General features: G+C 72.3%; 23 protein-coding genes and 1 pseudogene. 8 read left to right on the top strand and 16 right to left on the bottom strand.

Annotated elements, in window-relative coordinates; translation table 11 throughout:
* Nucleotides 1-12: 12 nt before the first annotated feature.
* Nucleotides 13-657, bottom strand: a pseudogene (locus AB0F18_RS25975) (phosphoribosyltransferase); the annotation flags it as partial.
* A gap of 247 nt (nucleotides 658-904) precedes the next feature.
* On the opposite strand from AB0F18_RS25975, the gene AB0F18_RS25970 reads away from it, so the two are divergent.
* Nucleotides 905-1,669 (top strand): metallophosphoesterase, encoded by a 765-nt coding sequence (locus AB0F18_RS25970; protein ID WP_362064639.1) that lies wholly within the window; start codon nucleotides 905-907, stop codon nucleotides 1,667-1,669.
* Here the strand turns inward: AB0F18_RS25970 and AB0F18_RS25965 are convergent.
* The 6 genes from AB0F18_RS25965 to AB0F18_RS25940 all read right to left on the bottom strand — a co-directional run bounded on the left by AB0F18_RS25965 (nucleotide 1,642) and on the right by AB0F18_RS25940 (nucleotide 5,942).
* Nucleotides 1,642-1,989, bottom strand: coding sequence for a DUF2087 domain-containing protein (locus tag AB0F18_RS25965; RefSeq protein WP_362064637.1), 348 nt, complete (start codon nucleotides 1,987-1,989; stop codon nucleotides 1,642-1,644). The genes AB0F18_RS25970 and AB0F18_RS25965 overlap by 28 nt on opposite strands.
* 93 nt (nucleotides 1,990-2,082) lie before the next feature.
* Complete coding sequence (locus tag AB0F18_RS25960) at nucleotides 2,083-2,733, bottom strand: hypothetical protein (RefSeq protein ID WP_362064635.1); 651 nt, start codon at nucleotides 2,731-2,733, stop codon at nucleotides 2,083-2,085.
* The gene (locus AB0F18_RS25955; protein WP_362064633.1) at nucleotides 2,730-3,167 is read right to left on the bottom strand and encodes a DUF6114 domain-containing protein; all 438 of its coding nucleotides are present in this window, start codon (nucleotides 3,165-3,167) and stop codon (nucleotides 2,730-2,732) included. The genes AB0F18_RS25960 and AB0F18_RS25955 overlap by 4 nt, the downstream gene beginning before the upstream one ends.
* Nucleotides 3,158-3,820, bottom strand: coding sequence for a DUF6230 family protein (locus AB0F18_RS25950; RefSeq protein WP_362064631.1), 663 nt, complete (start codon nucleotides 3,818-3,820; stop codon nucleotides 3,158-3,160). Before AB0F18_RS25950 ends, AB0F18_RS25955 begins: the two co-directional genes overlap by 10 nt.
* Nucleotides 3,821-3,927: 107 nt before the next feature.
* Nucleotides 3,928-4,686 (bottom strand): MerR family transcriptional regulator, encoded by a 759-nt coding sequence (locus tag AB0F18_RS25945; RefSeq protein ID WP_362064629.1) that lies wholly within the window; start codon nucleotides 4,684-4,686, stop codon nucleotides 3,928-3,930.
* Nucleotides 4,687-4,748: 62 nt separating this feature from the next.
* Complete coding sequence (locus tag AB0F18_RS25940) at nucleotides 4,749-5,942, bottom strand: methyltransferase (RefSeq protein ID WP_362064651.1); 1,194 nt, start codon at nucleotides 5,940-5,942, stop codon at nucleotides 4,749-4,751.
* A 111-nt stretch (nucleotides 5,943-6,053) separates the two neighbouring features.
* Between AB0F18_RS25940 and AB0F18_RS25935 the strand changes: the two genes are divergently transcribed.
* Nucleotides 6,054-7,019 carry a pirin family protein gene (locus AB0F18_RS25935; protein WP_362064627.1) on the top strand — a complete coding sequence of 322 codons (966 nt, stop codon included), beginning with the start codon at nucleotides 6,054-6,056 and terminating at the stop codon, nucleotides 7,017-7,019.
* A 295-nt stretch (nucleotides 7,020-7,314) separates the two neighbouring features.
* Here AB0F18_RS25935 and AB0F18_RS25930 read toward each other — a convergent pair whose 3' ends face one another.
* Nucleotides 7,315-7,590, bottom strand: coding sequence for a hypothetical protein (locus AB0F18_RS25930; RefSeq protein WP_362064625.1), 276 nt, complete (start codon nucleotides 7,588-7,590; stop codon nucleotides 7,315-7,317).
* A 23-nt stretch (nucleotides 7,591-7,613) separates the two neighbouring features.
* Nucleotides 7,614-8,432, bottom strand: coding sequence for a hypothetical protein (locus AB0F18_RS25925; protein WP_362064623.1), 819 nt, complete (start codon nucleotides 8,430-8,432; stop codon nucleotides 7,614-7,616).
* 1,876 nt (nucleotides 8,433-10,308) lie between these two features.
* Here AB0F18_RS25925 and AB0F18_RS25920 point away from each other — a divergent pair.
* The 3 genes from AB0F18_RS25920 (at nucleotide 10,309) to AB0F18_RS25910 (ending at nucleotide 14,108) form a co-directional block, all read left to right on the top strand.
* On the top strand, nucleotides 10,309-10,908 hold the full coding sequence (locus AB0F18_RS25920) for a hypothetical protein (RefSeq protein ID WP_362064621.1): 600 nt from the start codon (nucleotides 10,309-10,311) through the stop codon (nucleotides 10,906-10,908).
* Between the two features lie 521 nt (nucleotides 10,909-11,429).
* Nucleotides 11,430-12,716: a N,N-dimethylformamidase beta subunit family domain-containing protein gene (locus AB0F18_RS25915; protein WP_362064619.1), complete on the top strand. Its 1,287-nt coding sequence runs from the start codon at nucleotides 11,430-11,432 to the stop codon at nucleotides 12,714-12,716.
* A gap of 102 nt (nucleotides 12,717-12,818) precedes the next feature.
* Nucleotides 12,819-14,108, top strand: coding sequence for an LCP family protein (locus AB0F18_RS25910; protein WP_362064617.1), 1,290 nt, complete (start codon nucleotides 12,819-12,821; stop codon nucleotides 14,106-14,108).
* Nucleotides 14,109-14,113: 5 nt separating this feature from the next.
* Here AB0F18_RS25910 and AB0F18_RS25905 read toward each other — a convergent pair whose 3' ends face one another.
* From AB0F18_RS25905 to AB0F18_RS25885, 5 genes are all read right to left on the bottom strand, one after another.
* Complete coding sequence (locus AB0F18_RS25905; RefSeq protein ID WP_362064615.1) at nucleotides 14,114-14,386, bottom strand: hypothetical protein; 273 nt, start codon at nucleotides 14,384-14,386, stop codon at nucleotides 14,114-14,116.
* A gap of 239 nt (nucleotides 14,387-14,625) precedes the next feature.
* Nucleotides 14,626-15,882: a hypothetical protein gene (locus AB0F18_RS25900; protein WP_362064613.1), complete on the bottom strand. Its 1,257-nt coding sequence runs from the start codon at nucleotides 15,880-15,882 to the stop codon at nucleotides 14,626-14,628.
* Nucleotides 15,883-16,384: 502 nt separating this feature from the next.
* Complete coding sequence (locus AB0F18_RS25895; RefSeq protein ID WP_362064611.1) at nucleotides 16,385-17,221, bottom strand: hypothetical protein; 837 nt, start codon at nucleotides 17,219-17,221, stop codon at nucleotides 16,385-16,387.
* Nucleotides 17,222-17,854: 633 nt separating this feature from the next.
* Nucleotides 17,855-18,559 carry a sigma-70 family RNA polymerase sigma factor gene (locus AB0F18_RS25890; protein ID WP_362064609.1) on the bottom strand — a complete coding sequence of 235 codons (705 nt, stop codon included), beginning with the start codon at nucleotides 18,557-18,559 and terminating at the stop codon, nucleotides 17,855-17,857.
* A gap of 144 nt (nucleotides 18,560-18,703) precedes the next feature.
* On the bottom strand, nucleotides 18,704-19,369 hold the full coding sequence (locus tag AB0F18_RS25885; RefSeq protein ID WP_362064607.1) for a hypothetical protein: 666 nt from the start codon (nucleotides 19,367-19,369) through the stop codon (nucleotides 18,704-18,706).
* A gap of 669 nt (nucleotides 19,370-20,038) precedes the next feature.
* Between AB0F18_RS25885 and AB0F18_RS25880 the strand changes: the two genes are divergently transcribed.
* Both AB0F18_RS25880 and AB0F18_RS25875 read left to right on the top strand, forming a co-directional pair.
* Complete coding sequence (locus AB0F18_RS25880) at nucleotides 20,039-20,770, top strand: DJ-1/PfpI family protein (protein ID WP_362064605.1); 732 nt, start codon at nucleotides 20,039-20,041, stop codon at nucleotides 20,768-20,770.
* 268 nt (nucleotides 20,771-21,038) lie between these two features.
* Complete coding sequence (locus tag AB0F18_RS25875; RefSeq protein ID WP_362064603.1) at nucleotides 21,039-21,938, top strand: formylglycine-generating enzyme family protein; 900 nt, start codon at nucleotides 21,039-21,041, stop codon at nucleotides 21,936-21,938.
* A 72-nt stretch (nucleotides 21,939-22,010) separates the two neighbouring features.
* Here AB0F18_RS25875 and AB0F18_RS25870 read toward each other — a convergent pair whose 3' ends face one another.
* Complete coding sequence (locus tag AB0F18_RS25870; RefSeq protein WP_362064601.1) at nucleotides 22,011-24,260, bottom strand: sulfatase-like hydrolase/transferase; 2,250 nt, start codon at nucleotides 24,258-24,260, stop codon at nucleotides 22,011-22,013.
* A gap of 210 nt (nucleotides 24,261-24,470) precedes the next feature.
* Here AB0F18_RS25870 and AB0F18_RS25865 point away from each other — a divergent pair, with 210 nt between their 5' ends.
* Nucleotides 24,471-25,031, top strand: a complete 561-nt coding sequence (locus tag AB0F18_RS25865) for a histidine phosphatase family protein (protein WP_362064599.1) — start codon at nucleotides 24,471-24,473, stop codon at nucleotides 25,029-25,031.
* 68 nt (nucleotides 25,032-25,099) lie between these two features.
* Here AB0F18_RS25865 and AB0F18_RS25860 read toward each other — a convergent pair whose 3' ends face one another.
* Entirely contained in the window at nucleotides 25,100-25,603 is a 504-nt protein-coding gene (locus AB0F18_RS25860; RefSeq protein ID WP_362064597.1) for a hypothetical protein, read from the bottom strand.
* Nucleotides 25,604-25,791: the final 188 nt, after the last annotated feature.

The raw sequence follows: 25,791 nt of genomic DNA, 5'->3' as shown, positions 1-25,791 counted from the left end.
GCCGGGTCCGTCCGCCGCCCGCGCCAGTACCGCGATGACCTCCTCGTCCGAGGTCTGCGAGAAGTCCCGGTACCACTCGCCCACGGCGCGGAAGCCGGGCGGAACGGACAGGCAGACCACCTCGTCCGCCGCCCCGCGCAGCCAGGCCACCGCCTCCGGCGGAGCCACCGGGGCGGCCAGGACGACGCGGGCCGCGCCCGAGGCGCGGGCGATCTCGCAGGCGGCCGCGGCCGTGGCGCCGGTGGCGATCCCGTCGTCCACGACGATCACCGTCCGGCCGTCGAGCGGCACCCGCGACCGGCCTTCCCGGTAGCGCCGGGCCCGCCGTACGAGCTCCGCCTCCTCGGCGTGCTCCACGGAGTCGAGCTCGGCCCGGGAGGCCCGGCTGCGGCCGAGGACCTCCTCGTTGACGATCCGCACCCCGCCCTCGCCGATGGCGCCGAACCCCAGCTCCCGGTGGCCGGGGACGCCGAGCTTGCGGACCACGATCACGTCGAGGGGCGCGCCGAGCGCCCGTGCCACCTCGTACGCCACGGGGACCCCGCCCCGGGGCAGGCCGAGCACGACGGGGTCGGCGCCCGCCAGATGACGCAGCGCGTCCGCCAGGCTGCGCCCCGCGTCCGCGCGGTCGGCGAAGAAGCGGCTGGTGGAGGACATGAAGGTTCACCCCCGTCCCGGGCACCCCCTTCGAACGAACCCCATCCGGGGCGGTCCCGCAACCCGGGGGCCCGGAGGGGGCGGCCGCGTGCCGGCGGCGCGGGAGCGGCGGGCGCCCCCGCCGGGTCCGGGCCGGTCGGATAGGTTGAACGTTCAGGTCGAACACGCGACCCCGGGAAGGGATATGACCGACCGTCACACGACGGCCCGGGGCGCGTCCGCAGCAGCGACGAAGGAGCCACCGCCCGTGATCGTGATAGCGCAGCTCAGTGACGTCCACCTCGACGGGGGTCCCCGGGCCGCCGAGCGCACCCGCGCCGTCATGGAGTACCTGGAGGGTCTCCCGTACGACCTGGACGCGGTCCTGGTCAGCGGGGACGTCGCCGACACCGGGGCGCCCGCCGAGTACGAGGAGGCCCGCAAGGCGCTCGTCTCGCGGCACCCGCTGGTCGTCTGCCCCGGCAACCACGACGAGCGCACCGCCTTCCGGCGCGGCCTGCTGGGGGAGGAGGAGCCGTCGCCCGGCCCGGTCGACCAGGTGCTGCGCGGGGAGGGCTTCGTGCTGGCCGTGTGCGATTCCTCCGTCCCCGGGGAACACCACGGCTTCCTGGAGGACTCCACCCTCGAATGGCTCGACGGGATCCTCGCCGGGACCCCGCACGAGGTGCCGGTCCTGGTCGCCTTCCACCATCCGCCGGTCCCGCTGCACACCCCGTACGTGGACGGGATCCGGATGTTCGGCGAGGAGCGGCTCGCGGCGCTGGCCGGACGCCACCCCCACCTGCGCGCCTTCCTGTGCGGGCACGCGCACACGGCGGCCGTGACCGCCTTCGCGGGCCGGCCGCTGCTCGTGGCGCCGGGCGTGGTGTCCACCCTGCGGCTCCCCTGGGAGGCGCCGACGGGTCCCGACGAGCACGTGTACCTGGACGAGCCGCCGGCCGTCGCCTTCCACGTGCTGGGCGAGGACGGGCGGCTGACGACCCACTACCGGGTGGTCGTCGACCGCCGGTAGCTGCTCCCGTCCCGGGTACGGGTGAGGTGGCCGGAGGTGATCAGGTAGCGCCGCAGCGCGGAACAGTCCTCGTGCACGGTCCGCAGCGCGTCGTTCACCTCGGGCTCCGAGTACGCCCGGTCCGGGGCGAACAGGGTGCCGGCGAGGTGCGCGAGCAGCTGCTCGCGCCGGGCGGCCTTGCGCGGGATGGCGACGAGGCGGCCGTCGGAGAACAGGTCGGCCACCCCGCGCGGGTTCCGGGCGCCCTGCTGTGCGCGTGCTGCCTGCGGATCTTCGGTGCTCTGCCGGTGGGTGCTCTGCTGATCGGGACTCTGTGACATGCCCCAAGCTTCGCCCGGCCGGGACGGCCCCGGCAACGCAATATCCGCCGCCGCCCCCGCGTACGGGAAGGGCGGCGGCGGACCGGACCGCCGTCAGGGCGTGACGGTGATCTGCTGGGCGGGGTCGGTGGTGTCGGAGACCAGGTAGACCGCGTTGAAGGTGGAGGAGGTCGCGCTGGTCGGACAGCCGAAGCCGCCGGTCACCGTCACCGGGACGGAGGCGTTGACGAAGCTCAGGCTGGACGGGGCGCCGTTGGCCCAGGTCGCCGGGACGCTCGCCGGGCCGCCGGGGGCCGCGGTGACCGTACAGCTGGCCAGGCCGGTGGTGTGCACGACCAGCCCGCCGGTGGGCACCGTCATGGTGGCGGTGACCAGGGAGCCGTTCTGCATGGACACCGACCAGGCGCCGCTGGTGGTCACCGTCGGGGTCACGCCCGGCATGCTGGAGGTGCAGGAGCTGTACGTCGGCGGGGAGATCGGCGAGGACACCGGCCCGGCCGGGTTCTGGTTGCCGGGGGCGGCCGGCACCGCGCCGGTGGAGACGGAGACCGTGCAGGTCACCGTCACCGAGCCGGCCTTGAGGGTGGCCTTCCCGCTGAGGGAGGCCTTGAAGGAGTGCCCGGCCGGGGTGACGGTCGTCGACCCGGCCGCCGGTAACGGAGCGGCGGTGGCGGTGGCGGAGGCCACCGTCAGGGCGGCCGCGGCCGCCATGCCGAGGGCGAGCGCGGTACGCGTACGGCTCATGGCTGTGCTCCTTGGGGATCGGGGTGCGAAGTGGGGGAGTTCCCGGCGGGGGAGGGCCGGGCGGGGGCGGCGGAGCCCCCGGCGCGCGGGGCGGCGTACGGCTGCCAGGCGAACATCAGCCCGCCGCCGAGGATGCCGAGCAGGGTGCCGATCAGGAACCCGCCGAGGTTCGACAGGACCAGCGCGGCGGTGGCGATCAGGGTGGTGAGGACCCCGGCGAGGCCGCGCTGGCGGGGCGAGAACCAGGCGGTGAGACCGAGGACGATCATGATGGCGCCCATCAGGACGGACGGGATCCCCGCGACGCCCTGCTGGAGCATGATCTTCAGTGGTGCCAGCGGGAGGACGCAGATCCACGCCCCGGCCAGGACGGCGAAGAGGCCGCCCCAGAAGGGCCTGCCGCGCCGCCACCGCCGCCAGCGGCTCAGAAGCATTCCTTCTTGCCCTTGCTGATGTCCATCTTCAGCCCGGACAGCTTGAAGGTGCCGGCGTTGGTCGCCCACGCCGTCTGCTGGAGGCTGCTGATGGTGACCCGGTCCGCCTGCTGGGCGAACAGGTCCTGCATGCCCTGCGCCTCGGCCGGGCCCTTGTCCAGGGTGGAGGCGTCGCGCCCGATCTCGATGTTCGTGAACTGCGCGTCACCGGCGAGCTGGGTGGCGTCCACGAACAGGTTGGAGGCCTCGACGGGGGCCTTCTGGCCGGCGGTCAGATTGAGGGAGATGTCCCCGATGACGGGGAGGGTGGTGACCACCGACTGGCAGAGGCTGTGCAGCTTGGCTTCCTTGATGGCGGTGACGGCCACCGGGATCAGCTCCTGGCGGGCGTTGACGTCGACGCCGCCGTACTGGGCGAAGCCCTCGCCCTCCAGGCTCGTCGCCGACACCTTGAACTGCTGGCCCGACACCGCGAAGGAGGCGGCGAGCGCGCCCTGCGCGAGGGCGATGCCGAGTCCGGCGGTCACCGCCACGGCGGGGACGGTCAGCAGCGCGAACCTGCGCCAGCGGACCCGGCCCTCCACTCTGCTCGCGGACTCGGCGTCGGGGCCGCCCTCGGAATCAAATGCAGGTAAGTGCGGTGAATCTGCCATGAGATCGTCCCTTATCTCGGCTGTGCACCTTTGTTACCGACGAGTTGAATGTAAGAGTGCCAATGGTGGTTGGCAAGGTTGTGCGAGCGCACCCTTTAGGCCGACTCCTACTGCTCCGTACGCAGCAGCTCGGCGACCTCCGCCTCCACCCGCCGCCCCATCGCCCGGGCGAACTCCGTGGCCACCACCTCGCCCGCCACGGGCCGCAGCGCCGCCACCGCCTCCCGGACGTGATCCAGCTGGGTGGCCGAAAGCCGCCCCAGCCCCTCGGCGCCGATCACATGCCTCCGGAACAGCCCCACGAACCGGTCCGCCAGCGCGGCCGCCTGGTCCTGCACGAACTCCCCGGCGTCCAGGATCTCCCCGAGCGGCATCCCCTGCCGCACCAGCGCCACCGTCGCCTCCAGCAGCCGCCGGCTCGGATACGTCACCCGGTCCCCGTCGACCCGTACGTAACCCAGCTCCGCCGCCCGCCGCGTGTGCTCGGCCGTCGCCCCCGGCCCGAACAGCTCGCGCAGCTCGGCCCGGGTCATCGTCACGGGCTCCTCCCGCACCCAGTCGCGGGTCATCTCCCGCTCCAGGCCCAGGAGCTGGGACAGCCCGCCGCCCTGCTCCCACGCCGCCAGCAGCTCCCCGATGCCGTTGACCGTGTAGCCGCGCCCCAGCAGGTCGCTGATCAGCCGCAGCCGGGTCAGGTGGTCGTCCGAGTACCAGGCGATCCGGCCCTCCCGGCGCGGCGGGGGCAGCAGCCCGCGCTCCTGGTAGTAGCGCAGGTTGCGCACCTTGACCCCGGCCGCCCGGGCGACCTCCTCCCGGCGGTAGCGCCGCCGCCCGTCCCCGTCGTCCGTCTGCGCTTCGCTGCTCACGCGGCCGAGTGTAGGACCTACCGGCGGGTGTACCGGAGGTCACATGGGGGAGCGGGGGCAGGTCACCGGGTGTGCGGCCGCGCCTCGCGCTTGACGGCCCGCAGCACGACGAACCGCGGTTCGCTCGCGGCGACTTCACAGTTCCCGAAGAGCCGCTGGAGATGGGTGTGGTAGCCCATGTGGCGGTTGGCGACCACCCACAGCTCCCCGCCCGGGCGCAGCACCTTGCGCGACTGCGCGAACATGCGCAGCGCCGTCGCGTCCGTCGTCGCCTGGTGCGAGTGGAAGGGCGGGTTGTTGAGGATCAGGTCCACCGAGGAGGGCGCCAGCATGGCCACGCCGTCCCCGACGAGGAACTCCGCCGTCCGCCGGCCCGGGCGGACGTTGGCCTCGTACGTGGCCCGCGCCGAGGCGACGGCCTGGTACGACTCGTCCGTGAAGACGACCTCGGCGTCCGGGTCGGCCACCTGGACCGCCGTGCCGACGACTCCGTTGCCGCAGCCCAGGTCCACGACCCGGGCCCCGTCGGTGTTGGTCGGGATGCTCTGGAGGAAGAAGCGGGTGCCGACGTCCAGCCGGTCGGCGCAGAAGATCCCGGCGTGGTTGACCACGGTCAGCCCGGCGCCCGAGCCCCCGTCCTCGTCCACCGTGTACGTCACCGGCCACGGCGAGGTCCCGGCGGCGGCCAGCCGCGCGGGGTCCGGGGTGCAGAAGATCAGCCGGGCCTTCTTCTCGGCGAGGGAGGTGCGCGTCGGCCCGACGATCTTCTCGAAGAGGTTCAGCGTGGAGGTGTGGATCTCCTTGACCATGCCGGTGCCCACGACCACCGTGCCCGCGTGCAGGTGCGGGGCCAGCCGGTGGAGCTGGTCCTCCAGCAGCGCCAGGCTCTTGGGCACCCGGACCAGCAGCACGTCGATCCGGGCGGGCGGTGCGTCCCGCGTGGTCAGCAGGGTCACCGTGGACTTCGCGGTGCCGATGCCGGCCCGGTCCAGGTTCGCCTCGGTGGCCGACCGGGCCAGCACGGAGTCGGTGATCTGGGCCGGGTGGTACGCGGCCAGGGCCGTCGTCAGCGCGCCCCAGCGGTCGCCGACGACCGTGATCTGCCCGGCGCCGGCCAGGTCGACCGGGCCGTGCTCGCCGGTACCGGCGTCGAGGTGGCGCAGCAGGTACTCGTCGGCGGCGTCCCAGGCGCGGAGCCGGTCGCGCGGGTCGGCGGGGAAGCGGGTGAGTTCGTAGGAGCCGAAAGGCGTGGTCAGGCGGTTCATATCCGACCCAGGCTAGCCGAGGCGGCAGCCCGCCCCCGCACGCCGCGTCCTTCCGCGGAAAGGAACGGAGCAAGAGGACCCCGCCGGGCTACCTTGTCCCGTATGAGCAATCTCGATCGCCAGCCCGCCCTTTCCGCCTGCGGCGGCCGCGGCTTCGTCGTCGCCGAACCGGTACGGGAGCTCCTCAGCCCGCGCACGGTCAAGCTCGGGGAATCCACCGAGGTCCGCCGACTCCTGCCGAACCTGGGCCGCCGCATGGTGGGCGCCTGGTGCTTCGTCGACCACTACGGCCCGGACGACATCGCGGACGAACCCGGCATGCAGGTCGCGCCCCACCCGCACGCCGGGCTGCAGACCGTGAGCTGGCTGCACGAGGGCGAGGTCCTGCACCGCGACAGCACGGGCGGCCTCGCCACGATCCGCCCGCGCGAGCTGGGCCTGATGACCTCCGGCCGGGGCATCAGCCACTCCGAGGAGAGCCCGCGCCCCCATGCCCGCTTCCTCCACGGCGCCCAGCTGTGGGTGGCCCTGCCCGACTCCCACCGCGACGTCGACCCGCACTTCCAGCACCACGCGGAACTCCCGCAGGTCACGGCCCCCGGCCTGAACGCCACGGTCATCCTCGGCACCCTGGACACGGCGACCTCCCCGGGCACCGCGTACACCCCCATCGTCGGCGCCGACCTCGCCCTGACCGCCGGCACCGAGACCCGCCTCCCCCTCGACCCGGACTTCGAGTACGCGGTCCTCTCCATGTCCGGCGAGGCCCACGTGGACGGCGTCCCGGTCCTCCCCGGCTCCATGCTCTACCTCGGCTGCGGCCGCACCGAACTCCCGCTGCGCGCGGCCTCGGACGCGGGCCTGATGCTGCTGGGCGGGGAGCCGTTCGAGGAGGAGATCGTGATGTTCTGGAACTGGATCGGACGGTCACACGATGATATCGCGCAGGCCCGAGAAGACTGGATGAACGGGTCCCGATTCGGCGAGGTCAAGGGCTACGACGGCCCTCCGCTTCCGGCCCCTGAGCTCCCCCCGACCCACCTGAAACCCAGGGGAAGGGTGCGTTGACCTGCTGGTTTGTGTGAGCGAGGGCTGGGTGTCGCGCTCGCGCTCGGCCCTCCGATTTTAGTGTCTCAGGGAAGGCCGCCGGACATGGCGCGAGAGCCTTCGGTGCCGACGGCCAAGTCTCATGTGTTGCAGGCTGTCACCAGGTTGGGTCGGACGAATGCTGACCTTTCGCTGACTTTACCGACGAGTAGTCAGATTTGACTGCCGATCGGTCGGGTCCCCTTGCCCTCGAAGGGGTACGTGGCGGAGCTTCCCTCGCCGCCCTTTCGCTATCCGAACCGGGCCGTGTACATCGTCACCCTCGGCAAAAGAGTCGTGCGGCGAGGCCGGTGATCGTGGCACTGATCAGTGTGGCGAGGAAAGTGACGGCATATCCGGCCCAGCCGTCCTGGGGAAGGACGCGCTGGAGGGGGAGCTGGAGCAGGGCGGACAGCAGGACGGCCACGACGACGAACGGCCACAACGGCACATCAGCAGGACTGTGCGAGTGCTCTTGGTGAGCGGCCCCGGTGTGCGGCTCCGAACCTTCCGGCCCGTGGGGGCGGGTGTGGTCGTCCGGGCTGTCCGGCATGGGGGTTTGTTCTGCTTCCACGGCTACTTGCCCTTGATGAAGCCTTCGCCGGCTCCCTTGACGAAGCCGCCGACCGCTCCCACTGCCGCGCCCGGTCCGCAGCCCGCGCCGGCCACGCTGATCGCCCCGACCACGCAGCCGGCGGCCGCGCCGGTGACGGTGGACTTGTTGGAGTTCTTCAGCGCGGCCTTGCCGCGCTTCTTCATGCCTTCCCAGGTGGGGTCGGCCACCAGGGGGAACGCGGTCCGCTCGGTGACCGTGATGCTCTGCACCAGGGTGGTGCCCTCGATGCGGTAGGCGGTGGGGACGGGAGCGCCGTGGGCGTCCTTGGCCCACGGCGCCTCGAACGCGCCGATGGTCTCGCCCTGGCGGACGAGGGTGGCGCCCTCGGGCAGGTCGAGCCGGAACCTGTACTCCGTGGGCGCCTGGGCGTTGTCGAGGGTGACCAGGAGACGGATGCCCCCGTCGTCCAGGGCCTGGGCGGCGAGGCTGCCGGTCCCGGCGGCGCCCGGGTAGATGACCGTGCCGTTGGCGGTGGGGATGCCGGCCGCATCCCGGCTGGGGGAGAGGGCGATCCCGACCGTGGAGGCGGCGTCCGCCGGTACGCGCGTCCAGGCGGCCGCGGTCGAGGCGAGCACACCGCTGTCGTCGGCGATCACGTCACCGGTGCCCGATGCGGCCCTCTCCACCGCCGTCGCGGTCCGCGCCGCCTGCTCCGCCGGGGAGTGGTCGGCGGCCGACGCGGGGTTGCCGGCGAGGACGACGGCCCCGGCGATCGCGGCGACCAGCACGGCGGCCGTCCGGAAACGGGCAGGGGCAAAGCGGGATGCTGCAGATATCACTGTGCGTACTCATTTCAGGGTGAATCACTGTTCCGGCGCCATGGACTGCTTGGATGAGGACCGTGGCTGCCGGGAGAGAACGGCGCGGCACAACAGTGCTGTCGAGGCCGGAAGGCGATCGCGCCGCATCAGGACGATCTCCATCCTGGGCGTCGCAGGCCGTCGCCACTACCCGCCGACCAGCGGAAACGCACCCCGCCCACCAGCGGCCCGGCGCACCCCTCCCTGCACGGCACAGGAGCGGGGCAGGCCGGTCGGCGGGAATCCTCGTGCGCCAGAGGTGAGGGCCCGCCGTGGGTGGTGCCGGGGCCGGGCAGCGGTGGGGGTGTATACCCGGCCCCGGCTCGCAGGGCCCGAAACGGGCCTGGCAAAGGGAGCCACGCGAGGCGGTCGGGGCTCCCCGAGGTCGCCCAAGCGGGCCCTGCCGCCAGTGCCCCGCTGGTGGACGTGGGGCGCCGCGGTGGATCGGGACGGGGTGCCTCCGCGTCACGGTGATGGCTGTGGCGGACTACTGCCGTGCCGGACGGGCCGTCGCCATGAGACAGGCTCGGGTGGTGAGCTCCGGCAGGGGATGGCGGCGCGGTATCGGCTTGGCTCCTCTCAGACACCCGGCCGGCCCGGCTGACCGCCGTAGGCGAATGAGCGCGGGGTCCCGCCTGCGCCCTCGTGTGCCGAGTCCCCTGGCGTTGGTGGGAGCTCGGGGAGCCGCACCGCACGCATGGCCGGAACCAGGCCGGTGAGACCCGTCTCCAGCGAGGGTGGTCACTGACCGACCGGAGCCGGAGGTACCGCGCCGCCCTGCGGGGCCAGGGCGGACCTGCCGACTCCGGCGTTCCGGAGTCCGGGTGCCACGCCTGCGGCGCAGATCACCACCGTGGAGGTCGTATGCATCGCGTCGTCCGCCCCGGCACCCCCGTACAGCCCCGGGGCGGACGCTCCCAGCCACGGCACCCGTACGGCCCCGGCATCCGGTTGGCTGGGCCCGCCGGGCCACCAGGCCGGCTCCCTGATCATTGCCGGTTTCCGGCCCACAGGCGATCCTGCGACCGGCCGGGGTGACCCCGCCGACCGGCGCCCGTCAGCCGCCATCACAGAGGATGCCTCCAGGGCAGGAAACACGGCACATTCCTCCCGACCGCCGCCCCGCCCACGCCCTCCGATCCAACCGGCACCGACCGGCCGCGGAACACATCACGTGGTGCAGCGCGGCGATCCCACCGATCAGCGTCAACTCGCCGTCGAACCGGCCCGCGCGGTCCTGCAGGAGATGGGATGGGCCAGAAGAGAGAGGGCGTCTGGCGGCTGGCAACGGCTCGTGGACGAGAGTCGGCGGTCGCGGGGGTGGGCCGGGCCGTGTCATCGCGGTGAAGTGGCGTGGCCAGTGGTGCCGTTCGAGGCGGGGAAGGTCGCCGTCAGAATGTGGGATCCGTCCGTACCGGGTCGGGCATGGAGTCGGCCCCCGGCCGGTTCCGTCCGTTCACGCAGGCCGGGCAGGCCGAATCCGCCCTTGGGCAGGGCCAGACGTGCGCCGGGTGGGGGCGGGGAGTGGCCGACGGTCACGGTGATCGAACGAGTCCGAGCCGTCCTCGTCACCGCGGACGACACGATGCTGGTCATCCGCCGCACCAAGCCCGGAATCCCCGTGCACTGGGTGCTGCCCGCGCCTGGAGCCTGGTGGACGGCCAGAACAGGGCCAGGGAACACAGTCCATCGCGGAGCCACGAAGAGTTGACGGGAGACGCAGGGAGCACGCCACCATCGCCATGAGTGTGTCGTCCTTGGCGCCCGCCCGATCCGTGCTGGGATGATCACCGGACCTGTGCCGAACAGGGCTCCTTTCCACATGCCCCCGCTTTACTTCGGGAGGTTCCCCGTCGTGCGTAAATCCCTGGCCCTAGCTGCTGGGGCTGCGGTCACCGGCCTGGTTGCTCTTGTCGCCACCGCGACCGCACCAACCGTCTACGCTGCCCCCCACACCAGCTACTGCGCCACCCTCCTGTCGCCCGCCGCCGTAGGCCGGGGGGAGCAGGAGCCCATCCTGGCGTGCTCGGACACCTCTCGCTCCGAGGCGGTCACTGCCGCCCTCCATGGCAAGCGGCACACACTCCTTCTGGAGCAGTACAGGGACTCCGGCTACGGTGGCGAAATCCTGGATTCGTTCTATGGCTACGAGGGTGGCTGCGACAGCACCCCCTACCGACTAGTCAACTATGAGGACATCGCCACGAACGTTTCCTCCATGAAGGGCTACAACCACTGCAATATTGCCCTCCTCACGTCCATCTGGGGCAATCAAGAGACCATCACCCTGCCGGCGAGTTCCCTTGGCTCCGACCTCAACGACGCTGTCCACGAAATCCTGGTGTTCAGCGAGACGGCGCGCCACGTCGCTGGACGCGAATCGGCCGCAGCACCGCGTCTGCCTGGGGCTGAGGTATCGAGCTGGCAGCTCCTCAGCGACCTGACCAGGCGGTGAAGAGCCTCAAGGATTCGTAGGCACTCTCGCTGATCTGGTCTAGGGATGAGCGCTCCTGGGACGACCGATACCTGGGCCGATCCGGTGAAGGAAGGATGCGGCTTCGGCTTGGCAGAGGGTGGTCGAGTCAGCGCACGGCGTACGGTGCTGGAACCGAGCGCTGCGTGCAGCTCGGAGACCGCCTCCTACGGGGGGCAGCGTGCTGCTCGGGGTGAGGTGCCGTGCGACGGAACGAGTATGCCGAACGAGCTGCTTCTGGGCCTGGCCGTCGACGAGTGCTCGGGCTGGCCGCAGCTGCCGCACTGGCAGCTGTGGGGTCTGGCCCAGTGACTGCAGCTGGATCCGACAGGGGAGCGCGATCCTTCGACGTTGAAGCGGAAAACCTGCTTCCCGGTGCGTCGGACTGGCGGATCACGCTAGCGGGGGCGGCGCGGGCGATCGAGGGGTATGCCGACTGCTGCTCGGTGAGGCCAGGCCAGCGGGTGGGACTGCGGGTGTCGACAACCGCCCCCTCGTTCAGGGTGTCCGCCTACCGTATGGGCTGGTACGGGGGCGCCCGGGCCCGGCTGGTGTGGAGGTCCTCCGCCCTGCCCGGGATGGTGCAGCCGGCACCGCGGGTCGAGGCGGGGACCCGGATGGCTTGGACCGACTGGAAGCCCAGCCTTGAAGTGGACACTCAGGGCTGGCCGGAGGGCTGTTATCTGCTGCGGCTGGACGCGGTGGGGGGACAGCCGGCACAGAGGTTCGTGCCGATGACCGTACGGTCGGCCTCGACGGCCGGGCGGGTGGTGTTCGTCAACGCCGTGGCCACTTGGCAGGCGTACAACCGGTGGGGCGGTGCGGACCTGTACAAGGGGACGACGGGAAAGAAGGGTTCACGGTCGCTGGCGGTGAGCTTCGACCGGCCTTACCAGCGGGCGTACGGGGCGGGTCTCTTCCTGACGTACGAGGCTCCGCTGCTGGCGCTCGCCGAGCAGACCGGCATTCCTCTCGCGTACGCGACGGGTATTGACGTGGCCCGTGAGGAGGGGCTGCTACGTGGGGCGGTGGCGGTCATCTCTCCCGGACACGACGAGTACTGGAGCCCGGAGTACAGGCAACAGGTAACTGAGGCACGGGACGCAGGGGTGAACCTGGCGGTGTTCGGGGCGAACTGCTGCTACCGACGCGTACGGTTCGAGGGTTCACCGGTCGGCGCCGACCGGGTGGTGATCTGCTACAAGGCGGACTACAAGAAGGATCCGGGTTTCGTGCGCGGGCTGCCACCGACGAACGACTTCCGCCGCAAACCGGCCGCCGAGCCCGAGAGCAGCCTGCTCGGGGTGATCTACGACGGCTACCCAGTCGATGCGCCGTACGTGGTGGCGCGGCCGGACCACTGGCTGCTGTCCGGCACCGGAACGGTGCGGGGCGACGCGTTCGCGCATCTGGTAGGGGTGGAGTACGACCGCGTGGACTTGCGCTACCCGACCCCGCGGCCGATCGAGGTCCTGGCCCACTCCCCCGTGGTGTGCAAAGGCCGCGCCTCGTACGCGGACACCATCTACGCCTCCTTTCCGTCCGGTGCCGGACTGTTCGCCGCGGGTACGATGCGCTGGGTGGAATCGCTGGAGGCAACCGGTCCAGGTGGCGAAAAGACCAACCACGGACTGGATGGCCGGGCCGGGGCGTTCACCCGGACCGTCACCGAAAACGTCCTGCGGACGTTCGCTGCCGGACCCGCGGGGCTGGCACGGCCCGCCGTGGACGACGTCTCACTCCACTATGGTGCCGGGGCTCCCCCGGCAGGAGTACTCACCGGCGCGTAGCCGCAGGCGGGACGAGCCGCGTCGCTAGCCTCGGCGTCAAGTCCACTCTGCGCGCCGGGTCACGGCCGGGCCCGCAGACACGAATCCCCCTGGGAGCTCACCGTGCTGCGTGTTGCCACCACCCTGACTCTCCTGACCACGCTGGCTTCCGGCGTGGCCTGGGTCGGCGCGCCCGGCGACCGCGCCGCGGCGGCGAGCGGGACGAACATCCTCGTCGTCGGTGTGGACAGCCGGGCGGGGCTGTCGAAGGCGGAGAAGAACCGGCTGCACGTCGGCGGCAAAGGCTGCAACTGCACCGATGTGATGATGCTGGTCCATCTCGCCCGGGACACACGCCGGGTGAGCCTGGTGTCGCTGCCTCGCGACTCCTACGTCGAGTATGCCGACGGCAGCGGCGTACGCGGCAAGATCAACGGCGCATACGCCCGCGGCGGAGGGAAACTCGCCGTCAGGACGGTCGAAAAGATCACCGGGCTGCACGTTGACCACTACCTCGAAGTCGGATTCACCGGCTTCGAGCAGGCCATCAACAGGCTAGGCGGGGCAACCCTGTGCACCGACACCCACCTGAAGGATGAGAACTCCGGACTCGACCTGACACCGGGTATGCACCATGCGGACGGCAACAACACCCTTCGCTACGTTCGGGCACGGCACATCGAACGCCCGGGCGACCTCGGCCGGGTGCGCCGCCAGCAGCGCGCCGTTTCCGACTTGATGACCCGATTGATCACGGAAGGCGCGCTGGCCGATCCGGCTGCGGCAGCCGAAACCGCAGCCGCGCTGTTGAAGTCGGTGCGCACGGATGACCACACCGACGCGGCAGACCTGGTGCGCATCGGCCTGGCGTTGGCACGGCTGCGTCCCGGGCAGACCGAGTTCGCCACGGTACCGATTCAGGAATTCGACCACCGTGTCCCCGGCGTCGGCTCTACCCTCGTCTGGCACGAAGCCCGCTCGAACGCATTGTGGAAGGCATTGGCGGAGGACCGCCCGATCACCGGCGACCAACGCATCCAGCCCACCCCCAAGAATTCCGTGCCCGCCAACCCCGCCGGAATCAATGTGCGTGTCGACGACGCCAAGGTGGCAGCAGCACTGAAAGCCAAACGGTTCCGCGTTACCGACACTTCGGCGACAGCACCAGCGGTACGCCCCGACGGGCCCGCTGTGATCCGCTACGCCCCCGGTCAGGAGGCCTCTGCGGCCACGCTGGCCACGGCCCTGCCGGGGGCCCGTCGACAGGTGGTCCCCGGCCACGACGCCGCCTTGGAAGTGGTCGTCGGCACCCAGCGGGTCGCAGTCAGCCCCGTGTTCTACGACCGGAACCTGATCGAGGGCGCACCAGTGACGGCGGAACACCTCGGCTGCCTGGCCCGACGGAACCGCTGACGAGGTCATGCATGGCGCTCGGTGCGTGTGGCGTCTCCTCCGTGTGCTCGGTGCGTGAGTTGGCCGAGGGCGTCGTGGGGGTTGTGGTGGACCTCCCGCTTCCCGCCACGGGCGGTGATGGGGGAGGGCCGGCCCCGGTAGGGGGCGAGGAGGTCGTGGTCGTAGGTGCGGTGGTGCAGGCGGATGCCGTGTTCGGTGATGGCGCTCCAGCGCACCCGTAGCAACTCCAGACGGTGTCCTTGATCGCCGTCTGCGTGGTGGATGGGCCAGATCGGCAAGGGCCTCACCATGGACGACGACGACCTCACGGCAGGCCGACTCATCATCAAGGTCGGCCTCGCCACCATGCGACCCGCCGAATTCATCGTCCTGCAGCTCACCCAGGAGATGTACCAGGCATGACCCCAGCTGCCGCAGTGTCGAGATCGCCCGGGGTGGATTCGTGGTGGTTCTCCGGCACCGGGGTGGGCCGGGGTGGGCGGGACGGTTGTCGGGGCCGACCAGCCCACCCCGGTGGTCACTCGGCCGCGATCTCGTTCACGAGCCACGCCCCGAGTTCTTCGGTCATGGTGGTGTGGCCCTCGTTGCGCCCTGCGCAGTGGAAGGCGTCGAGCGCGCTGTCACCCGCCGCGATCGGGTCGTGCAGCGCCTTCGGGTCGGTGATGTCGCCGGACGCGACGGCGCTGATGCTGGGGATGAAGCAGGACGTGGTGATGACGCCGGGATCGACCACGTTGCCGAGAAGGCTCATGAGCAGGGCGGCGAGGCCGAAGCTGCCGGTGTCGCCGACCGGGGACTGCATGGTGAACACACCGCCGGGAGCGCCATCGATGTCGGGCAGCCCGCTGGTGCGCACCATGGTCGCCTCGTCGCCCGCCGCCTGCAGCCTGGCGACGATCTGGTCACCCTGGGCCTGGATCTTCAGCCAGGTGTCCTGCAGCGTCTCACCGTCGCCCCTCACCGCGGTCGCACCGGCCTCGGCGCCGTTTCCGACGCCGGTCTTCACGCCGTTGGCGACACCGATCTTGCGGACGCTGCGCGGCCATCCGCCGAGTTCGGCGAGCTTGTCGAGGAACGCCAGCCGCTCCGGTGCCTGCGCCGGCTCGGCGTCGACCTTGCCGATGTGCCAGGCCGCCATCTCCTTGGCCGCGGGGCTGTTGAGCAGCCCGGAAAGCTGGCGCAGTACGGGACCGAGGGTGGGAACGTCTCCCCACTTGTCCGTCGCGTAGTGGGTGAAGGCCTGGAGGGAGACGGGGAACCACGCCCCCTGGTGCGGGGAGTCGTAGGAGAGGTACGTGGCGGTCTCGTGGTCCGGAAGGCCGGGATCGTTCTCCATCCTTGCCAGGGCGTAGCGGGTGATGAGGCCGCCCATGCTGAAGCCGCCCACGGCCAGCTTCGCGACACCCACGCGCTCGTGGATGGCCCGGCGGATGCACTCGATCGCGGTCTCGGCGTTGGCCGTGATCGAGGCAGTACGGTCGTGGTAGCCGAGGATGATCACATCGCGGCCGATGGCATGGAGTTCGCTGACGAAGCGGAAGTTTCCGTTCTCCTCCAGCCCGTGCCAGATCTCGTCCAGGTTGGTGGATCCGCCGGAGAAGCCGTCGGAGAGGATCACGGGCCGCGTGAGCTGCCGGCGGTTCAGCGGGCTGTAGTACACCCAGGCCGTTCCGCCCTCCAGGGGCCACTCGTCGTGCGCTGCCGGCGCGGGGGGAAAGGAGGAACGGGCCTGCGGGGAGGCGGGCCCCCAGATGTCAACGACAGGGGTGGACATGCTTGGTCGACTCCTTGCGTAGTCATGGAATCACCGCACGGCACGCGCGGTGACCCGGGGCGGGCGGGGAGCTCCTGGGGCCCAGCAGCTCCCTGCCGCACGGCATCCTCACACTGCTGTCTCGGCCGCTCCCCGTACCTCTGATCAGGGAAACCATCCCTCCGAGTGATCATTTAGAGCAGTCGGGTTGTTTACGGCACACCAAAATCGTTTCCTCGTCGGGAGGTTGCTGAGCGCGGACCTGTCATCGACGCAGGCGGGCGTTGATCCGTGCGGCCCCTCAGGTGGTCGCGCACCGCGAGGTCGGGCGCCTTCCGCGCAGCCTCGGCGCAAGTCCTTGTTCTCGTCGGCGCGGCCAACGCCCAGCAGGCCCGCGAGCGCCTCGGTACCGTCACTCGGCACCTCACGATCCGGGGGCTGTATGGAACCGGAGCGCGGGACGCGCGATGGCCCCGGCCTCCTCCGGAGGAGGCCGGGGCCATCGTGGTGCGGGAGGCGGTACTCAGAGGGTGGGAGCCTTCTGCTGGCCGGTGGCGAGCAGGGCGGTCAGGGCGGCGCCCAGGTTGGCCACGACCGTGTTGGCCTTGGCCTTGGCGTCGGACGCGGAGGCGCCCTTCTCGGCGACCTTGAGCAGGCTGTCGACGGAGCCCTTGAGCTTGTCGATCGCCGCGACGGCCTCAGCGGCGCGGGCGGCCTTGGGGGCGGCCGCCGGAAGCACGGTGGCCGGCTTCGCGGGCTCGACGGCTGCGGGCGGCTGAGCGATGGGGGCGGCGGGCTTGGCGGGCTCGGCCATGGGCGGCTCCGCCACCGGGTCGGCGGGCTTCGCCGGTTCGGCTACCGGCGGCTTGACGGCCGGGTCTGCGGGCTTCGCCGGTTCGGCTACCGGCGGCTTGACCGCGGGGTCCGCGGGCTTCGCCGGTTCGGCTACCGGCGGCTTGACCGCCGGGTCCGCCGGCTTCGCGGGCTCGGCTACCGGCGGCTTCACCGGAGTGTTGACGACGGGCTTCGCCGGAGCCTGTGCGGCGGGGACGGCCTTCTTCAGGTCCGCGAACGCCGGCTCGATCTTCGCCTTGACCGCGGCCAGTTCGGCCTCCGACACCTTCCCGTCCGGCGACTTCAGCACCGCCGAGAGCAGATCCGTGACGGGCTCCAGCACCTCGGCGGCAGCGCCGAGCGACTGAACATGTGCGAGCAGCGCGTCGCTGCCGGGGACGGCCTGCTCCGTGACGCTGACGGGCGGCTGTTCGGGACCGCGGGCGACTGCCGCGATACCCGGTGACGCGGTCAGCAGGGTCACGCAGAGGGCGGCGGGGACGGAATAGCGGGTCATGCGGTGCAACGGCTTGCTCCTTGTTCAGAGATGACGGTGTTGGTGTGGCCGGAGTCGGCCGGGAGGGCGTTGGTGCCCTCTACCACTCACCGCCATCAGGTCACCGACCGCAACCGGAACCACCGCTCGCCCACCGCCGAAACGCCCGGAAAACGACATAAAGAACCGCCTGACCAGCGACGATCGCTTCACCCCCGGGCATTGCCCCGCCCCGGCTACCGTTACATGGAGTGACCGCCGATCCCGGGGGAGCCCCGCGAGCCGGTCCTGCCGCCACACCGCGAGCTCGTCCGGCGAGAGGAACCCAGTCCGGCGTCCGCTCCACCCGCGCCCGGCCCAGCCGCCGCGCCAGCGCGACCAACTCCCGTCCGGCCCCGCCCCGGGCCGCGTCGTAGCCGCGCAGCAGCTCCTCCCCAGGACCCGGCCGCCACCACTGCTGCGCGAACGCCGTCGCGTCCTGGAGGGCCTTCGCCGCGCCGCCGGCCACGGTCGCGGCGGTCCCGGCGAGCAGCAGGCGCCCGGCGGTGGTGCGGGCGGGGTCGAGCCCTCGGCCCCTCCCCGGAGCTCCCGACCACGCACCTGGAGCTGCGTGGTCGGGTCCGCTGACCTGGTGTCATCCGCCTCGACGGCGCAGGCCGGGGGTCACGCCGTCGAAGCGGCGAGGAGCGGTTGGCCGGCCGCACGGCTTCGCTGCCCGATCCGTGCCCTGGTGGCCGAGGGCGGTGTGGTGGGCGCCGGGTCCGGGTCCGTGAGGAGGGCGATGAGATTCAGGCGGGCACGGGCCACGCGGGAGCGGACGGTTCCGATGGGGCAGCCCGCCGCGGCTGCCGCCTCCTCGTAAGGGAGGCCGAGGAGTTGGGTGAGGACGAAGGCCTCGCGGCGTTCGGCCGGTATGAGCGCCATGAGTTCGGCCAGGGCGATGCCGTCCTCGAAACCCGGTGCGCCGGACGGCTGGGCTCGCTCGGCGGCGGTCTGCCAGTCCTGCTGGTTCGACAGGCGGGGGCGGGCAGCGGCGTGGCGGACGCTGTCCACGACGGTGCGGCGGGCGATCGACAGCAGCCAGGTGCGGGCCGAGGAGCGGCCTTCGAAGCGGGGGAGGGCGGCCAGCGCGCGCAGGAAGACGTCCTGGGTGAGGTCGTCGGCCGCCTGCGGGTCGGCGCTGAGGTAGGCGACGTACCGCCACACGTCGCGGTGGAGCGCACGGACGAGGCGGTCGGCCTTGGCCGGGTCGCCGTCGCGGGCTTCGAGGGCCAGCCGGGTCAACTCCGTCTCGGACTCCGCGGTGGGCCGGGAGGCCTTCCGGCCGGTGTGGGAGCGCGGGGTGGGCTGGGGCAGGGCAGGAGTCATCGCCACAAGGTCCTTACGGGCAAGGGTATGTCCGGCCCGCGCACGGCGGGGCCGGTGAAGGGGTGTACGGCCTGCCGGAGGGCATGACCGATGCCCGAGGGGCGACGGCGCGGTGCCGTCAGCGTCCGCTCGGGGAGCCGGCTGTCACAGGACAGCGGTTCCCGTCGGAGGACCCCGTGAGGTGATGGCGTGGACGAGGAGGAGCTGCCGCAGTGCATGGCCGCGCCGGGCCCGGCGTACGTGCAGGCGGGGGCGGTGGGGCGGCGGTGCCAGGAGGCCGAAGAGCACGCGCAGAGGCGCCCACAGCCATCCCGCGAGGGAGCGCAGGAGACGGAAGGCGGCCTGCTCGGCGTAGGCGAGCCACAGGCCGCACAGCACGGCGGCGAGCAGGTGCGCGGCCGTCATTCCCGTGGTCGACATGCCGGCCATGTCGTGACCGGCGGCCGGGAGGCCGGTGCCGATCGTCATGGCCGCCATGCCGGGCATGTCAGCCATCTCGTGCATGCCATGCATGTCCTGCATTCCGTGCAGGGTGTGGAAGCCCGTGCCGGGCAAGCCGTGGCGGTCAGGTGTGCCCGCCGTGGCGGACGCCATCGGCAACTGCGTCAAGGAGAACCCGGCGTGGAGCAGTCCCTGGACGGCGACCGTCGCGGTGGTGACGGCGAGCAGTCCGCGTTCGCGGTCGGCCAGGGCCCAGGCACCCGTGGCGGTGACGGCGAACGCGGGCAGCATCGCCCACCACGGAACGGCCGTGCCGGACATGAGGACGTGGCCCGTGACCGCGAGCAGCACGCAGACGGCTGCGAACATCGCAGCCCGTGCGGCTCGGGAACAGTGGCCTGGCTTCATGGCGCCTTCATCTTTGCACCGGCTCCCCGAGCCGGGCAGGGGGGTGCGCACTTCATGACGAGTTCCCGTCCTCGCGCTTGGTGCTGCCGGTCTTTGGTCCGCTGTGGCGCACGGCACAGGAAGGGACGGGAACCGGAGGGCTGTGCCACCCGACTGCTTTCTCGGTCGGTCGACGTGTGCGACATCGAGGATGGGGACTTCTGTGGCAGTAGCGCAAGTCACTTTGGAGTCAACGGAGTTGGAGGGGCGGGCCGGTCGGCGGCTGACCGGGTTCCCTACGTGCGCCATGAGGTTCTCGGTGCTGCCGCTGTTCCTGAAATGGGAGACGGAACGGCCGCCGTCCTGTCCCCGGCAGGCGGCCGGATCGTGGACCGGATCGGCCCCAGGCGCTCCCTGGTCCTTCTCCTGCCGGTCTCGTCCGCCGCCCTAGCCCTGATCGGGCGGCTCGGTGGCGGTCCTCGGCCGGGCGGCTGGTCCCGATGGACGACACCGCCGATCCGGACGGCCCCCCTCGGCACGTCGGCCGCCGCGATCACCGCGGTCGCCCTGCCGGAGCACGCCCGGGTGCCCCGCGCGTGGACGTCCGTACATGTACTCGAACCACCGGAACCACCGGATCAGGAGAACCGAATGAACCGACGGGACATGCTCCGCGCCTCGACCGCCCTCGGCGCGGTCGCCGGCCTTGCCGGAGCCGGACCGGCCGCGGCGGCTACGGCCGCCGCCTCCCGGCGGCCCGGTGCGCGCGACGGCAGCCACCTGCGCGTGCACATCGCCATGTTCGACGGGGTGGAGGAGCTCGACTTCGCAGCCCCCTACGAGGTCTTCTCCGCCGCCCGCCTCTTCACGGACCGCCCGGTGGAGGTCCGCTACGTGACCGCCTCCCGCCCCGGGTTCGTGCGGGGCGCCTACGGCACGCAGGTACGCGTCGAGCACCCGTGGGCCCCGGACGAGGCGGACGTCATCGTCGTACCGGGCGGCGGGTACGCCCGCCGCGAGGACCCGGGCGTGTGGGCCGAGATCCGGCGCGGCACCCTCCCGCACGCCCTGGCGGCCGCCGCCCGCCCGGGACTCACCCTCAGCGCGCTGTGCACGGGCGTCATGCTGCTGTCCGCCGCCGGGCTGACGCGGGGCCGGCCGTGCACCACGCACCACAAGGCACGGCCCGACCTCGAAGCGCAGGGTGGCGTACTGAAGGGCGCACGCGTCGTGGACGACGGCGATCTGGTCACCGCCGGGGGCATCACCTCGGGCCTCGAACTCGCCCTGTGGCTGGTACGCCGCGAACTCGGGCCGGAAGCGGCAACGAGCGTCGAGGCCATGCTCGAGTACGAGGCCCGCGGCACGGTGTGGACCCGCTAGACGGGGCCGGCCGAGAACGACGAACGGCTCACCGGCGGCGATCTCCAGATCCACGTCCACGTCGGCAACCGCCTTCGCCCCGTCCGACCCGCCTCACCGGGTTCCCATTTCATCTGCCGTACATGGAGCCGGGGTTCCGCCTCGCCTACTGTCGTCGCCAGGGCTGCAGAGCCGAGCAGCCGCGCACGCTACACCCCGCACCGCAGGCCGGGCGCCCGTCACCGCGAGGCACGGCCGCCCGGCCGCACACCGTCCCGACGGAGCCGTCATGCCCGCCTGCTGCACCCCCGGCCACGCCCACGCCCCGACCCTCACCCTCGCGGCCCCGCCCCCCGCCGCCGCGCCCTCCCGGGTGGCCCGGCAGCTGCTCGCCCTGCCCGGTGGCACCTTCCTCATGGGTACCGACGACCCGGACGGTTTCCCCGCGGACGCCGAGGGGCCGGTCCGGGAGGTGGCCGTGGAGCCCTTCCGGATCGCCGCCACGGCGGTGACCAACGCCCAGTTCGCCGCCTTCGTCAAGGCCACCGGCCACACCACCGAGGCCGAGCGCTTCGGCTTCTCCTTCACCTTCGGAGCCTTCCTCGCCGACGAGGTCGCCGCCGTCTCCCCGCCCGTGGCGGCCGTCCCGTGGTGGCGCGCGGTGGAGGGTGCCTCCTGGCGCCATCCCGAAGGGCCCGGCTCGAACGTCACCGGCCGGCAGGACCACCCCGTGGTCCACGTGTCCTGGAACGATGCCCAGGCCTACTGCGCCTGGTCCGGCACCCGCCTGCCCACCGAGGCCGAGTGGGAGTACGCCGCCCGCGGCGGCCTGGAGCAGCGCCGCTACCCGTGGGGCGACGAGCTCATGCCCGACGGCCGTCACATGTGCAACATCTGGCAGGGCGAGTTCCCCACGCTCAACACCGCCGCCGACGGCCACGTCTCCACCGCCCCGGTGAAGTCCTTCCGCCCCAACGGCTTCGGCCTCTACAACACGGTCGGCAACGTCTGGGAGTGGTGCGCGGACTGGTTCACCCCCGCCGAGGAGACGTCACGCGCGATGCGCGGCGGCTCGTACCTCTGCCACGACTCCTACTGCAACCGCTACCGCGTCGCGGCGCGCAGCTCCAACACGCCCGACAGTTCGACCGGCAACATCGGGTTCCGCGTGGCCGCCGACCCCGTGTAGCACGGTCGGTGAGCTGTGGAAGAGGCCGCTCCGGAGTGCTCCGGAGCGGCCTCTGTCCTACGGGGCAGGGGGTCAGGCCACGGTGACCCGGGCCAGGGCCCACGAGGTGTGGTCGAAGGAGGTGCGGTTGTTGGCGTCCTCGACCACCAGCCGCAGGACGCGTACCCCGCGGACGTCCAGGTCGACCTGGACCGGGCCGGTGGCCGCCGTGAGGGTGGGGGTGGTCAGGAGGAGCCGGTCGTCGCCGTAGACCTTGGCGCGGGTGGCGCCGAGGGTGCTCTGCCGGGCGGAGAAGTCGTCGATGCCGACCAGGGAGGTGAACCGTACGGCGCCGCCGCCGAGATGGTAGGCGATGTCGCTGGGTGCGTGGACGCCCAGGCCCTTGGCATACGTCGTACCGCCGAAGGAGATCGGCGGGCCGTCGCCGGCGGCGTTCTTGCCGTTGGAGGCGTCGCGCTCCACCGGTCCCCAGCCGTTGGCGGCGCTGATCCAGGCGAGGTCGGAGAGGTAGGAGTCCCGGGTGGGGGCCGGGGGCGGGGTCGGCACGGTGCCCGTCGCCGGGTAGCGGACCGGGCCGGCCGGGGTGAGGGCGGCGCCCTCCGCGGTGAGCGCCCACGTGGTTGCGGGGGCCGCGCCCGCGGGCGGGGTGACCTGCCAGGAGGTGGTGAGCCGGCCGCCGGCCGCGAGCTGGTCCGCGGTGGCAGGGGAAGCGGGGGTCACGGTCCATCCCTCCGGGGCGCGCAGGGTGAGCGCGGCGCTGGTCCAGGGCCGGGCGGAACCGTTGTCCAGGGTGGCGGTCACGGTGAACGCCTGGCCCGGGACGGCCAGGCCGGGCAGCGACAGGCGGGTGCCGAACGGGCTGCGCGGATAGGTGTCCTTCCAGGAGGAGCGCATCAGGGCCACCAGCTCCGTGGCCCTGGCCGGGTACCTGTCGATGACGTTGCGGCTCTCGCCGGGATCGGTGGCCAGGTCGTACAGCTCGACCTGCCACTTCGCGTCGGGGAGGTTGTGGTCGCGTTCGGGGGCGAAGCGCACGGCCTTCCAGTCGTCCCGGCGGACCGCCTCGGCGAGCCAGGTGGAGCGCTTGGCGTCCTGCGCGTCGGCCCGGCTGGTGACGCCCAGCTCGTCGCGGAACCAGTACAGGTGACCGTGGCGGGCCGGGTCGGCGCTGCCGGTGAGCAGGGGAGCGGCGGAGAGTCCGTCCACGTCGGTGGGGGCGGGGGCGCCGCCGAGCTCGGCGAGGGTGGGGAGGACGTCGGTCAGCGGGGTGGGCCGGTCGCTGGTGCCCTGCCGGACCCGGCCGGGGCCCCAGGCGATGAGGGGCACGCGGACGCCGCCCTCGTAGAGGTTGCGCTTGTAGCCGCGCAGCGGTCCGTTGGCGTCGAACAGGTCGGGGTTGACCCCGCCCTCCTCGTGGGGGCCGTTGTCGCTGGTGACGAGGAGGACGGTGTCCTGCTCCAGGCCGAGGGCGCGCAGCCGGTCGACGACCTTGCCGACCAGCGCGTCGAAGTAGCTCACCTGCGCCGCGTGCCCCTTGTTCGCGGCCGTCCAGGAACGGTCGGCGTACGCGCTGGTGTCGGGCACGTCACTGGGGGCGTGCGGGACGTTCGGGGTGAGCAGCAGCAGGAACGGTTCGTCCGCGTGGGCGTCGAGGAAGTCCAGGGCGCGCTGCTCCAGCAGGTCCGGGGCGTACACGGCCCTGACGCCGCCGGCGTTGGCGGGGATGGGCTCCTTGGCGTCGTTGTGCCAGAGGTACTCGGGGTAGTACTGGTGGGCGTGGCTGTGGTCGATGTAGCCGTAGAACTCCTCGAACCCGCGGGCGGCCGGATGGCTGTCCTGGCCGGCGGCCTCCGGTCCGAAGCCCCACTTGCCGATCACCGCGGTCCGGTAGCCGCGGGCGCGGAGCACCTGGGCGAAGGTGGTGTCGGTGGCGGTGAGCGAACCCTGGCCGCCGGAGGAGGGGTTGGCGCGCACGGTGGAGTGGCCCGTGTGCAGTCCGGTCAGCAGGGAGCAGCGGGACGGGGCGCAGACGGCGGCGGTGGAGTAGGCATCGGTGAAACGCAGTCCCTCGGCGGCGAGCCGGTCCAGGCGGGGCGTCGTGATCAACTTCTGTCCGTAGGCTCCGAGTTCGCCGTACCCGAGGTCGTCGGCAAGGACGACGACGAAGTTCGGCGGCCGGCCGGCCGGGCCGTCCGCCGTCTCCGGGACCGACGCCGAGTCCGCCGCCTGCGCCGCTCCGACGGCGGTGGCGGTTGTGGCGGTGACGGCGGTCAGACCGAGCACGGCGGTCGAACCGGCCAGGAAGGTACGGCGGCTGGACATGGAAGGCTGCTCCTCGGTGGTGGATGCGGGCGGTCAGCCGATCATGGGCCGGGGAGCCGCACCTCGACCATGCACAGGGCATGAAGAACATGTGACGGCGCTCGGGGCGAAGCCGGCGAAGTCTTCGCCACCCGGCGTTTCCGCCTCCTTGCGATGGGCAGGCGGGCAGGACGGGCAGCTCGGCCCGTGCACAACCGGAAGGAGACGGCCGTGTCCCCGAACCCCGGACCCAGACCGGAGTCCTCGGCCCCCGACGGGGCGGCCGGATGCCGGCTGCTGCTGGTGCGGCATGCGAAGGCCGTGCCGAAGGACCTGCCGATCGACGACTTCGACCGTGCTCTGAGCAAGCGCGGAAAGGCCGACGCACCCCGGACGGGCCGCTGGCTCGCGGACTCCGGTTTCGAGCCCGCCCTGGTGCTCTGCTCGCCGGCCCGCAGGACGCGGCAGACCTGGCAGCTCGCCGCCCCCGCGCTGAAGGACCCGCCGCCCGCCGTGTACGACGACCGGCTCTACAACGCGGCTCCGAGCATGCTGGTCGCCGTACTGGCGGAGCGGGGAACGGGCCTCGGTTCCCTGGTGCTGGTCGGCCACAACCCGGGCATCCACGAGCTGGCCGCCGGCCTGTGCGGGAGCGGCCCTGCGGACCTGCTGGAGCGGGTGAGGGCGGGGTTCCCGACCTCGGGCGTGGTAGTGGTGGACGTGCCCGGCGGCTGGGAGCGGCTGTCCCCTGGCAGCGGGACCGTGGCGGCCCTCTGGTCACCGGCCGACTGAACCCGCCGGCCGTGAGCCGCAGCGGTCTGACCATCGCCGCGTTCCCCCGGCAGTGGCCAGAGCCCGGCCTATCCGAGAGCGGCGTTCTCGTTGTCCAGCAGGTCCAGCAGCGGCGCCCGGTGGAGGGCGGCGACCGGTTCGAGCAGGTCGGGGTGGCGCAGCAGGGGCGCGGCGTGGTGTTCGTGGTCGCCGGGGCGGGTGAGACGGGCGAGGTCTCCAGCCTGGCCGCGATCGACGAGGTGGTGGGCGTCGGCGGCGAGGGCGGGAGCCGCCAGGAGGCAGGCGGCCCAGCTGACGACGGTCTCGTCCACCCAGGTCCGCCAGTCGGCGTCGGCGTCGCCGCCGTGATCGGCGCCGGTCAGCCAGTCCAGCCGGGCGCTTCCGCCCGGGCCGAGGAGATGCAGCAGCTGCGCGTCGAGCGGGGTCGGGTAGCGCAGCGCCGCGGCGAGGGTGACGGCCTGCCGGGCCTGGGCCTCGGCCAGGGCCTGGCTGAACGCCCCCGGTGCGGGTGGGAAGGCGGTCAGCAGCCAGCGGGTACCGGCGGCTATGACGGGTGAGAGATCGACGGACACGGCGGCTTCCTCGGGGGCGTGCTCGCCCTGGCCCGTAACGGGTCCGCGAGCTGCGGCGCGAAGCTGCGCCGCTCCGCTCGTGGGCGACCAGCGTAGCCCCAAGCGGCAGGCGTGCGGCATGACGCACGTCACCGTCCGTCCCCCGGGGCGGGGGGGGGGGCCGCCGCCCCGCCCGCCCCGCCCCCCCC

Source organism: Streptomyces sp. NPDC029216, assembly GCF_040648015.1.
Taxonomy (GTDB): Bacteria; Actinomycetota; Actinomycetes; order Streptomycetales; family Streptomycetaceae; genus Streptomyces.
This window is presented reverse-complemented; position numbering and strand designations above follow the sequence as displayed.